10 protein-coding genes and 1 riboswitch are annotated in these 11,367 nt (G+C 67.6%); of the genes, 6 read left to right on the top strand and 4 right to left on the bottom strand.

Annotated elements, in window-relative coordinates:
* Positions 1-28: 28 nt before the first annotated feature.
* Positions 29-135, top strand: a riboswitch (Fluoride riboswitch).
* A gap of 79 nt (positions 136-214) precedes the next feature.
* A complete protein-coding gene (locus tag BDI24065_RS27255) occupies positions 215-1,456 on the top strand; it encodes a voltage-gated chloride channel family protein (protein WP_175033889.1) in 1,242 nt (413 codons plus the stop codon).
* 76 nt (positions 1,457-1,532) lie between these two features.
* On the top strand, positions 1,533-2,114 hold the full coding sequence (locus tag BDI24065_RS27250) for a shikimate kinase (RefSeq protein ID WP_175033888.1): 582 nt from the start codon (positions 1,533-1,535) through the stop codon (positions 2,112-2,114).
* 31 nt (positions 2,115-2,145) lie between these two features.
* Here the strand turns inward: BDI24065_RS27250 and BDI24065_RS27245 are convergent, their stop codons facing one another.
* Together BDI24065_RS27245 and BDI24065_RS27240 are read right to left on the bottom strand one after the other, a co-directional pair.
* Complete coding sequence (locus BDI24065_RS27245) at positions 2,146-2,859, bottom strand: riboflavin synthase subunit alpha (protein ID WP_175033887.1); 714 nt, start codon at positions 2,857-2,859, stop codon at positions 2,146-2,148.
* Positions 2,860-3,067: 208 nt separating this feature from the next.
* Entirely contained in the window at positions 3,068-4,930 is a 1,863-nt protein-coding gene (locus BDI24065_RS27240) for an ABC transporter ATP-binding protein (protein WP_175033886.1), read from the bottom strand.
* A 490-nt stretch (positions 4,931-5,420) separates the two neighbouring features.
* Between BDI24065_RS27240 and BDI24065_RS27235 the strand changes: the two genes are divergently transcribed.
* On the top strand, positions 5,421-6,302 hold the full coding sequence (locus BDI24065_RS27235; RefSeq protein ID WP_175033885.1) for a Dyp-type peroxidase: 882 nt from the start codon (positions 5,421-5,423) through the stop codon (positions 6,300-6,302).
* Between the two features lie 101 nt (positions 6,303-6,403).
* Here BDI24065_RS27235 and BDI24065_RS27230 read toward each other — a convergent pair whose 3' ends face one another.
* Entirely contained in the window at positions 6,404-6,805 is a 402-nt protein-coding gene (locus BDI24065_RS27230) for an OsmC family protein (protein ID WP_175033884.1), read from the bottom strand.
* 98 nt (positions 6,806-6,903) lie between these two features.
* Positions 6,904-7,827, bottom strand: coding sequence for a LysR family transcriptional regulator (locus tag BDI24065_RS27225; protein WP_175033883.1), 924 nt, complete (start codon positions 7,825-7,827; stop codon positions 6,904-6,906).
* Between the two features lie 496 nt (positions 7,828-8,323).
* Here BDI24065_RS27225 and BDI24065_RS27220 point away from each other — a divergent pair, with 496 nt between their 5' ends.
* The 3 genes from BDI24065_RS27220 to BDI24065_RS27210 all read left to right on the top strand — a co-directional run bounded on the left by BDI24065_RS27220 (position 8,324) and on the right by BDI24065_RS27210 (position 11,313).
* Positions 8,324-9,376 carry a helix-turn-helix domain-containing protein gene (locus BDI24065_RS27220; protein ID WP_175033882.1) on the top strand — a complete coding sequence of 351 codons (1,053 nt, stop codon included), beginning with the start codon at positions 8,324-8,326 and terminating at the stop codon, positions 9,374-9,376.
* Positions 9,325-10,641 (top strand): Nramp family divalent metal transporter, encoded by a 1,317-nt coding sequence (locus tag BDI24065_RS27215; RefSeq protein ID WP_175033881.1) that lies wholly within the window; start codon positions 9,325-9,327, stop codon positions 10,639-10,641. The genes BDI24065_RS27220 and BDI24065_RS27215 overlap by 52 nt, the downstream gene beginning before the upstream one ends.
* 81 nt (positions 10,642-10,722) lie before the next feature.
* Positions 10,723-11,313, top strand: coding sequence for a phosphatase PAP2 family protein (locus BDI24065_RS27210; protein ID WP_175033880.1), 591 nt, complete (start codon positions 10,723-10,725; stop codon positions 11,311-11,313).
* Positions 11,314-11,367: the final 54 nt, after the last annotated feature.

The following is an 11,367-nucleotide window of genomic DNA, read 5'->3' as shown; positions in this document are numbered from 1 at the left end:
CGAGCGGTGCGTGGCGTCGCGTACAATGGCGGCCAGCGGAGATGGCATGCCTCCCTGCGGTCGTACGCGGCGCGTTGTTGCGCACGGTGCGGCCCTCAACCGCCGGTTAGCCCGGCTGATGATGCCTGCGTGTTCCTGGGTCGTCAGGAGGTCGCAGGCCGTCCATGCGGATTTCTGCCGCCCAGGTTTTGATGTTCCGTCGAATCTGGAAATCATGTTTTTCACGACTTCTGCCGATCTTCTCGCGACCGTGCGCTACGTGTGCCGCTGGCTCGCGCTCTCGGCCCTGCTTGGCACGCTGGCCGGCACGGCTTCCGCCCTGTTCCTGATCGCGCTCGACTGGGCGACCGGCACACGCGTCGCGCATCCGTGGCTGGTGTGGGGGCTGCCGGCCGCCGGTTTCGCGACCGGCTGGATCTACCATCGCTTCGGCCAGTCCGTCGCGCGCGGCAACAACCTGCTGATCGACGAGATTCACGACCCCAAGGCACTCGTGCCGAAGCGGATGGCGCCGCTCGTGCTCGTCGCGACCGTCGTCACCCACCTGTTCGGCGGCTCGGCCGGCCGCGAGGGCACGGCGGTGCAGATGGGCGGCGCGCTCGCCGATCGCATCACGCACGTGTTCCGTCTCGATCGCGAACATCGCCGCGTGCTGCTGATGGGCGGCATCGCGGCCGGTTTCGCATCGGTGTTCGGCACGCCGCTCGCGGGCGCGGTGTTCGGGCTCGAGGTGCTCGCGATCGGGCGCGTGCGGTACGACGCGCTGCTGACCTGCGTCGCCTCCGCGATCGTCGCGGACGTCGTCTGCCGCGCGTGGGGCGTGCATCACACGGCCTATGCGATTCCGTTCGTGCCGGCCGTGTCGGCGACGGGGCTGGCCGTGACGGTCGTCGCGGGCATCGCGTTCGGCGTGGTCGGGCGGCTGTTCGCGTTCGCGACGCATGCGCTGACCGCGTGGTTCCGCCGCATCGTCCGCTATGCGCCGCTGCAGCCGGTGCTCGGCGGCCTGCTGGTCGCGGCGGCCGCCACCGCATTGAACGTGCCGCAGTATCTCGGCCTCGGCATCCCGACGATCGAGGCCGCGTTCCACGGCCCGCTGTCGCTCTACGATTTCGCCGGCAAGTTCGCGTTCACCGTCGTCACGCTCGCATCGGGGTTCAAGGGCGGCGAAGTGACGCCGCTGTTCTACATCGGCGCGACGCTCGGCAACGCACTCGGCCAGGTGCTGGCGCTGCCGGTGCCCGTGCTCGCGGGGCTCGGCTTCGTCGCGGTATTCGCCGGTGCGGCCAATACGCCGATCGCATCGACGATCATGGCGATCGAACTGTTTGGCGCGGATATCGGCGTGTACGCGATCGTTGCATGTGTCGTCGCGTATCTGTTCTCGGGGCACGCGGGGATCTATCGCGCGCAGCGTGTGGCGGTGGGGAAGGGCACGCAGGCCGAAGCGGAGTGACGCGGGTGCGTAATGAAGATTCGTCGCGGCTCCTCCGGGAACGCGATGCGAGCGATGCCGGCGGGGGAGCGAGTCGTTGCTGGTACATCTGATCGGGCCGGGCGGGGCCGGCAAGACCACGGTCGGGGCGATCGTCGCGGCGCGCCTGAACTGGCGGTTCGTCGATGTGGATCGCTGTTTCCTGGCCGCGCACGGGAACATCGCCGAGTTCATCCGGGACCGCGGCTATGTCGAATACGCCGCGCACAACGTCAGGCTGTACGCGCAACTCAGGCGCGATACTTCGGTGCCCACGATCTGCGCGGTTTCGTCCGGTTTCATGCTGTATCCGACCGAGGTCGCGCCGGCCTATCCGGCGCTTCGCCGTGGCATCGAGGAGGACGGATACACCGCGCTCCTGCTGCCGTCGTTCGACCTCGAACGCTGCGCGACACTGATCGTGGGCCGGCAAATGTCCCGGCCGTATCTACATGCGAATGAAGCCGACGAGATGCGCAAGATCCGCGATCGGCTCCCCGCGTTCATGCGCCTGAACTGCAAGCGGTTTGCGAGCGACGGTTCACCCGAAAATGTGGCCACCGACATCGAACGCTTTATCGTGGCGTCGATGGCTTTGCGTGACCACGGTTCGCATCCGGTCGCGGCCGGTACGCGGTGATCCAGCGGATCACCTGGCTTCCCGGCACCCGTTACTGCTTCGGCAGGCGCGCGACATGGCGCGCCAGCAGCTCCTCGATATCGATGCCTTTTTCCGCCAGCAAGGCGGTGACGACGCCGTTCAGTTCGCCGAGCGTTTCCTTGACCGATTCCCGGATCGTATCGACGACCACCTGCGTGCTGCGCTCGATCTCGATGTTGACCGTGTCGTTGACGCCTTTTGCATCGAAGGTCGTCGCGCGGCGCGTTTCGGGAATCAGCCAGACATCGAACCAGCCTTCGTCGCGGTTGACGTCGGACACCGTCAGGCTGCAGCCGTTGATCGCGATATAGCCCTTCGCGAACACATACCGCTTGAATGCCTCCGGCACTTCGATGCGCACCATCCGGTTGTGTTCGGACATCGCGATGTGCCGGATGGTCCCGGTGAAGTCGACATGGCCGGACAGCGGATGCCCGCCGATTTCCGCGCCGTCCTTCGCGGCCCGCTCCACGTTGATGTGCGCGCCCGTCGCGAGATCGGCCAGCGTGGTGATCCGCAGGCTCGGCAGCATCACGTCGAAGTCGATCAGTTCCGGCGAATGGATGGTCGTCACCGTCAGGCAGACGCCGTCGACCGACACGCTGGCGCCGATCTCGATGTCGTCGGTAAAGCGTTCCGGGAATTCGATGCTGAAGGTTCTCAGTTCCCCGTGATCGGCGATGGTCTTGATGGTGGCAACGCCCTGGACAATTCCTGTAAACATGGTCGATCCCTAGTCGCAAATTTCCTGGTCGACATGATAAGGGATACCGGAAAAGGGCACGTCGCGGCGCGCGGCGTCGGGGCGGCAGGTGCGAGGCGCGGACGCAAGAAAAGGCCGTGCACCTGGCACGGCCTTGATCCGGATCCGTTTATCGACGCGTGCCGGCGGTGATGACCGCACCGCCGGCACGCATGGCGACATGCTTGCGTCACACCTCGGCCGGCTCGCCCAGCGGCCCGGCATCGTCGTCCGCCGTGCGCCGCGGCGAATCGGTGAGCCCCTTCGCGAGTTCCAGCGCCTGCCGCTCGAACAGCCGGCGATAGATGCCGCCGTCGATCCGGATCAGCGCATCGTGGCTGCCTTCCTCGATCACCTTGCCGCGATCGAGCACCAGCAGCCGGTCGAGCGCGCGCACGGTCGACAGCCGGTGCGCGACCACGAGCGTCGTGCGGCCGACCATCAGCCGCTCCATCGCCTGCTGGATCAGCAGCTCGCTCTCGCTGTCGAGGCTCGACGTGGCTTCGTCGAGGATCAGGATCGGCGCATCGGCGAGGAACGCACGCGCGATCGCGACCCGCTGGCGTTCGCCGCCCGACAGCTTGATCCCGCGTTCGCCGACGAGCGTGTCATAGCCGTCCGGCAGCGTGGCGATGAAGTCGTGCGCGCTGGCCAGCCGCGCGGCACGCTCGATATCGGCCCGGCTCGCGTCGGGGCGCGCATACGCGATGTTCTCCGCGAGCGTGCGGTGGAACAGCACGGGCTCCTGCTGGACGATCGCGATCTGGCTGCGCAGCGAATCCTGCCGCACCCGCGCGATGTCCTGGCCGTCGATCGTGATGCGGCCGTCCGACACGTCGTACAGGCGCTGGATCAGCTTGATGAACGACGTCTTGCCCGACCCTGAATGGCCGACGAGGCCGACGCGCTCGCCCGGCGCGATCCGCATCGAGAAATCGTCGTACAGCGGCACCGGATGGTTGTCGTAGCGGAACGTCACGTGCTCGAAGCGGATCTCGCCTTGCCCGATCCGGATGGCCGGTGCGCCGGGACGATCGTCGATGCCGAGCGGCTGGCGTTCGAGCGCGACGAGTTCTTCCATGTCGTTCACCGAGCGCTGCAGGTTGCGGATGTGCATCCCGACGTCGCGCAGGTAGCCCTGCAGCATGAAGAACATCGTCAGCGCGAACGCGATGTCGCCGACGCTCGCCTCATTGTTCGCCCACAGCCGCAGCGCGACGCCGATCATCGCGGCCTGCATCGCGACGAGCATCGCGCCCTGCAACCCGCCGTTGAGCGTGCCGCGCACCCACGTGCGGCGCGTGCGCTGCCGCCACTTGCCGATCACGCGCGCGAGCCGCGCTTCCTCGCGCGTTTCCGCGCCGAACGCCTTGACGACCGCGTTGCAGCTCACGGCATCGGCAAGTGCGCCGCCCATGCGCGTATCCCACAGGTTGCCGAGCCGCGCGGCCGGCGCGACGATGCCGAGCGACACCGCGACCGTCACCGTGATGTACAGCAGCGAACCCGCGCCGACGACGAGCCCCATCACGGGCCAGTGCGTGCCGAGCAGCACGGTGGCGCCGACGAGCATGGTGACCGACGGCAGCAGCGCGATCAGCACGGTGTCGTTCAACAGGTCGAGCGCCCAGATGCCGCGCGTGATCTTGCGTACGGTCGAGCCCGCGAAGCTGTTCGCGTGCCAGTCGGTCGAGAAGCGCTGCACGCGATGGAACGACGCGGCCGCGATCTCGCTCATCATCTTCAGCGTGAGCGTGATGATGTTCAGGTAGACGCCTTGCCGCAGTATCGTCGCGCCGAGCCCGAGCGCGGCGAGCGTGCCGAACGCGACGAGCGCCGCATGCCACGCGGCGGCGCGGTCGGTCAGGCCGGTCGACAGCGCGTCGACGAGGCGGCCGGCGAACAGCGGCGTGAGCACGTCGGCGAGCGCGGCGAGCAGTGCGAGGCCGGCGACCGTGGCGGTGCGGGCCGGCTGCTTGCGCCAGTAACGGAAGGTGAAGCCGAAGACGGCCTGGAATGCCTGGCCGCCCAGATGGGAGGTTTTTCTGGTCATTTATCGTTGCCCGGCGCATCGCGCGACGGGACTTTCCGGTTCGGAGAACATCGAAAACGCAACAGCCGGACCGCGCGAAAATCGCGGGCGGAAAACGAAACGGGCTGTCGGGAAACGGCGCGGCTGACGGGTTAGCGGAAAACTCGGGAGCCGGCGCGGACGGCGGGCTGGATCAGCTGCGCCGTGGGACCACGTTCGGGAAGGTTGCTGGCAATCGGAACATCTGCACCTCCCCTGAAGTGAACGGTTGAAAGGACGCCGAAAAGACGTGGAAAGATTCTATCAGCAGTGTCGGGCGCGCCGCAACGTCTGACGAATGCGGCGTTGCAGCGTCGATACGGTTAGTATTCAGGGTTTCGGCCCTTCTTTTGCGGCCTTTCCCCAGTGCGGCAGCGCAAGGGGCGGCACCCGCATCGATTACACTTCAGCGTCTGCGGCGCACGCCGCCGCGGCCCTCGCAGATTCACCACGATACATTCCTGAGGAAACGATGAGCGACGTTCAGCAAGGCATCCTGACCCCGATCGATACGGCGGCCCGATACCTCACTTTCACGATGTCGAATGACGGCAATGTGGCGGCGGCGCTGGCCGCGCTGCGCGAGATCGTCGACGGACGCGACACGGTCGTCGGGTTCGGGCATGCGCTGGCGGCGCACCTCGGGCACCCGGTGCCGGGCCTGACCGAATGCCCGGCGTTCGCGGTGAAGGACCGCACGCTGCCGGTGACGCCGGCCGACGTGTGGGTCTGGCTGCGCGGCGACGATCGCGGCGAGATCGTGCTGCGCGCACGGGCGATCGAACGCGCGCTGGCGCCCGCATTTGCGTTGCAGGATGCGGTCGACGGTTTCCGCTATTCGAACGATCGCGACCTGTCCGGCTACGAGGACGGCACCGAGAACCCGGAAGGCGACGAAGCGGTGGCCGCGGCGATCGTGACGGGGCAGGGCGCGGGGCTCGACGGTGCGAGCTTCGTCGCGGTCCAGCAATGGCTGCACGACTTCGACCAGATGGAGCGCATCCCGACGGGCGACATGGACAACATCATCGGGCGCCGCCGCTCGGACAACGAGGAACTCGACGACGCGCCCGCATTCGCGCACGTGAAGCGCACCGCGCAGGAGAGCTTCGAACCCGAGGCGTTCATGCTGCGCCGTTCGTCGCCGTGGTCGGATGCGCGTCGTGCGGGCCTCTACTTCGTCGCGTTCGGCTGCTCGTTCCGCGCGTTCGACGTGCAGATGCGCCGGATGAGCGGCGCGGAAGACGGGATCGTCGACGGCCTGTTCCGCTTTACGCGGCCGCTGACGGGCGCGTATTTCTGGTGCCCGCCGCTGAAGGACGGCAAGCTCGACCTGTCCGCGCTCGGTCTGTAAGCGCCTGACGGGTTCGACGAAACGGGGGGCCGCGCATCGTGCGCGGCCCCCCGTTTTTTTGCGCGGCGATCGTGCGTCGCGTGCGCGGCGCGCGCTGCGTGTCAGTTCAACGTCGTGTCGATCCGCGTGCCGCGCTTGATGAACTGCGTGACCGGCGTCTTCTCGCAGATTTCGGCCAGGCGCTGGCGTTGCGCATCGTCGAGCGGGCCGTCGAGCGTCACGACGCGGCGCACGTATTGCGTGCCGTCGCGATCGGCATGCAGCTCGGTGCGCACGTCGATGCGTGTGGCCGGCCACGTCTTGCGCTGCATGTACATGCGTAGCGTCGCGGCCGTGCATTGCGCAAGGCCGGCCAGCACGAACTCGTAAGGCGCCGGCCCGCGACCCTGGCCGCCTTCGCGGGGCGCTTCGTCGCCGGTCAATGCGTGCGTGCCGGCCTGCAGCTGGACGACGTAGTCGGGCGCATCGGCGTCGAGGACGGCGGCGGCATGGATGAGCGACATGGCAAGTCTCCGGTCAGCAGTAGGAAGGAAGCGGGCGCCGCGTGGCGGCGTGCAGCCGTCAGCATACCGCCCCGGTCGTGACGACGCGCGCGATGCGGTTACGCGTCGGCGGCGCCGGCGCTGCTGCGCACGAGCGCGGCGATGCGTTCGCGCACCCACTGGTGCGCACGATCGGCGTCGCGCGATACGTGCCAGTACGCGAGGAGCGGGAACGGCTTGAGCCGCAACGGCAGCGGCCGCACGACGATCGGCAGCAGCGCGGCCATCCGCAACGCATAGGTGTGCGGCAGCGTGACCAGCAGGTTGCCGGTCGCGGCGATCTGGCACGCGGCGAAATAGTGCTGGCAGGTGAGCCGGATATCGCGCAAGCGTCCGTCGTTGCCGAGCAGCACGTCGAGCGATTGCGGCTCGCCGAGCGACGACACCGCGACATGCTGCGCCGCGAAATAGTCGCCGCGCCGCAGCGTGTCGCGCGCAAGCGGATGATCGCTGCGCAACGCGACGACGAGCGAATCGTCGAGCAGGTGTTCGGTGGCGATGCGCGGGCCGGTCGGCACGCGGCGATCGACGGCGAGATCGAGATTGCCCGATGCGAGTTCACGCTCGATGTCGGCCACCGCGATGCGGCGGCTCACGAGCCGCAGGCCCGGCGCTTCGTCGGCGAACGCGGCGACGATCCGCGGCAGAGCGATCGATTCGAGCACGTCGCGAATGCCGACCGCGATGCTCAGGTCGAGCGTCGCGGGATCGAATGCCGACGGCGTGCGTGCGGTGCCTTGCAGGCCCTTCAGGTGCAACTGCACGTCCGCGATGATCGAGCGCGTGCGCTCGGTTGCGACGACGCGGTTGCCCTGCCGCACGAACAGCGGATCGTCGAAGTGCGCGCGCAGCCGGTTGAGCGCATGCGTGACGGCCGGCTGCGTGAGATGCAGCGCGCGGGCGGCCGCGCCGATGCCGCCATGCACGTAGACGGCGTCGAGCACGCGAAACAGGTTCAGGTCGAGACGGTGATCGGCGGGCACGGGGCGCGGGTGGCGTGGTGAAGGGTGGACCGATTCTAAAGGATGCGCAGGCAACGGATGTGCAGGCTTTCGTGCATGGCGATCGATGGGTTTGAAACCGTATCGATATCGTTTGCGCCGATATTCGGTTGTGCATTTATCCGGATACCCGACGCAATATATCGCGATGAAATGCGCGGATTGCGACGTACACGATCGCAATAATTGGCGCCATCGGCCCGGGTAATTCCGCGCAGCCCCACCAGCAACCCCTGACAGCCTGTAGTAATCCGCCATCATGCTGTCCACGTCGGCCATTTCGCGCCAAAGGCGCGACCCGTTCGGCTAAGATGCCGTCGCTTCATATTTCGGGATAGCCGTCCTGTCGCACGCATTCAAACCAAATATAAGCCTGACAGTTCGACGGTATTAAAAGAAGTCGAACAAGTCGGGGGCTTGGCCAGTGAATGCAGCAGATCAGAGATGGGTCGTTATCTATTTGAGTACGGGATTTTCGTTGGCCCAGGCCGCGCGCCTTGGCGAGGCTTTCAACCTGGCGAATCGCCTGCACGCATACAGTGCCGACTACCAGTTGAAGTACGTATCCGAAAGCGGGGGGCTGTTGCAGTCGTCGTCCGGCGTCAGCATCGCAGCCGATCCGTTCGGCGACGAGCACGGTCGCCGCGCGCTCGCGTTCTTTCATCTTCACGGTGACCGCGCGGCCGTCAACTGGGACGACGCATTGCAGCGCCGCCTCACCGACATTCGCCGTCATGCGCGCTGGATCGTCGACGGGATGGACCTGCCCACGCTGGCGGCCATGCAGCGTCCGTCGGCGGCGCTCGATGAGCGGCCCGGCCGGGGCGGGCGTCGGGTCGCCACGACGGTCGAGGTGCAGGCCGGCGAAACCGACGTGTTCGCTGCCGTGCTCGACATATTCCGCGTCGATCTCGGCGACGGCGCCGCGCAGGAGATCGCCAGCAACATGCTGCGGCCGGTCGAGCAACGCTATACGCAGTCGATGTGGGCCTTTCGCGAGCTGAGCGCGAGCCCGTCGATCCGGATGTCGGCGCAGCGGCTGCGCGCGCAGAGCGTGAACCGCATCTCGATCGCGAACGCCGCACAGGCCGCCGCGATGAGCGAGCGCAACTTCCTGCGGCGCTTCAAGAAGGAGATCGGCGTGACGCCGACCGAGTTCGTCCAGCACGTGCGGCTCGAGCGCGCCTGCCACATGCTGGTGCACACGACGCTGCCGGCCGACAAGGTCGCGCGCCGCACCGGGTTCGGCAGCGGCGAGCGGCTCGCGAAGCTGTTTCGCCAGCGCATGCTGATGTCGCCGACCGAATATCGCGTCACCGAGCGTGAACGGATCCTCACCCGTGGCACCCCGCCGCCCGATGCGGACGGGGGGGACGGCGACGACACCGGGGGGCTATGCGCCACGTGCACCGTCGCGCGGGAGAAAACCGGACGGATACCCGTAGAATCGTCCTGTCGCGATCTCGATCCCCGGTTTCCATGCCCTTCCTCCCCACTACCGCCACCGCCCCTTTCTGCCCGTCGGAAGTAAAGGGCAGCATCACGATCGATGCCGGCGCGCCGCGCTGGCAGAAGCTCAAGCGTTTCTTCGGCCCCGGCCTGCTGGTCGCGATCGGCTACATGGATCCCGGCAACTGGGCGACGGACATCCAGGCCGGCTCGCAGTTCGGCTATTCGCTGCTGTGGGTCGTCGCGTTCTCGAGCCTTGCGGCGATCTTCCTGCAGATGCTCGCGGCGCGGCTCGGGCTCGTCGCGGGCAGGGATCTCGCGCAGGCCAGCTACGACCGTTATGGCCGGTTCGGCCGCATCGTGCAGTGGGTGACCGCCGAAGTGTCGATCATCGCGTGCGACATCGCGGAAGTCCTCGGCTGCGCGCTTGCGTTCAAGCTGCTGCTCGGCGTGCCGCTCGCGTGGGGGATCGTGCTGACCGCGCTCGACACGGTGATCGTGCTCGGCCTGCAGGGCAAGGGGTTCCGGCAGATCGAGGCGATCGTGCTCGCGCTGATCGCGACGATGGCGTTCTGCTTCGTCGCGCAGGTCGCGATCACGCCGCCCGACTGGCACGCGGTGGTCGGCGGGCTGGTGCCGGGCGATCCGGGCCACGACCGCAAGGACGCGATCGTGCTCGCGCTCGGCATCGTCGGCGCGACGATCATGCCGCACAACCTGTACCTGCATTCGTCGGTCGTGCAGACGCGGCGCGTGGTCGGCGGCGCGCGCGGGATGATCCGCGACACGCTTGCGCTGGTGCGCATCGATACCTTCGTGTCGCTGTTCGTCGCGATGCTCGTCAACGCGGCGATCCTGGTCGTCGCCGGCGCCGCGTTCCACGCGACGGGCCAGCACAACGTGACCGACATCGAGCAGGCCTACAAGCTGATTACGCCGATCGCGGGCGGCGCGGCCGCACTGCTGTTCGGCATCGCGCTGCTCGCATCGGGGCAGAGCTCGACGCTGACCGGCACGATCGCCGGCCAGGTCATCATGGACGGCTTCCTGCACACGAAGATCCCGTGCTACCAGCGCCGGCTGATCACGCGCGGGCTCGCGCTCGTGCCGGCGCTGATCGGCGTGCTGTGGCTCGGCGACGGCTCGGTCGGGCAGCTGCTCGTGTGGAGCCAGGTGCTGCTGAGCCTGCAGCTGCCGTTCGCGATGTGGCCGTTGATCCGCTCGGTCAGCGATCGCAACACGATGGGCGAGCACACGATCGGGCGCGGGATGCAAATGGCCGCGTGGGCGCTGTTCGCCGTCATCACCGGCACGAACCTGCTGCTGATTACCGGTGTCGCGGGCTGATACAGCCTGTCACAGGCTGACACAGTCGCGCGGCGCGCATGCGGTAAACTGCGGCCTTTCGATCGTCGTCCGAAGTCCGTTATGTGGAGTGAAATCAGCAACATCGGCGATGCCGCGCTGACCTTGCCGATCGCGCTGACGTGCGCCGCGTGGTTCGCGCTGACCGATTGGCGCCTCGCCGTCCGCTGGGGCGTGCTGCTCGCCGCCGGCATGGGCCTCGTCGGCGCCACCAAGATCCTGTATGCCGGGTGCGGCATCGAGCTGCCGCAATTCGATTTCCGCGTGATCAGCGGCCATACGATGCTGTCGACGTCCGTGTGGACCGTCGCGCTGTCGATGCTGTGGCAGGCGTTCCGGCCGGGCAAGGCGCCCGGCATCGCGGCCGGGCTGGCCGTCGGTGCGATCACGGCCGTCGCGCGCGTGTTCGATCATTCGCACACCGTTCCGGAAGTGATCGTCGGCTGGATGCTCGGCGCGCTGGTCGCATTGCTGTTCCTGCGCGGCTACGACAGCGCGCGGCAGCGTGCTTTCTCGCCGCGCGTCGCGGCCGCCTGCCTGCTGCTCGTGTCGGGCATCGCGTACGGGCACCGCGCGCCGTTCCAGCAGATGATCGACACCCATTCGCCGCAGCTCTGCGCGTTCGTGCGCGCGCCGTCGGGCGACGGATTCTGACGGTAGGCGGTCGCGGCGCACCGGCGCCGCTTTCTTGCCGCCGGCGTTCGCTCG

The sequence above is a fragment of the Burkholderia lata genome (assembly GCF_902499025.1).
Taxonomy (GTDB): Bacteria; Pseudomonadota; Gammaproteobacteria; order Burkholderiales; family Burkholderiaceae; genus Burkholderia; species Burkholderia lata_C.
This window is presented reverse-complemented; position numbering and strand designations above follow the sequence as displayed.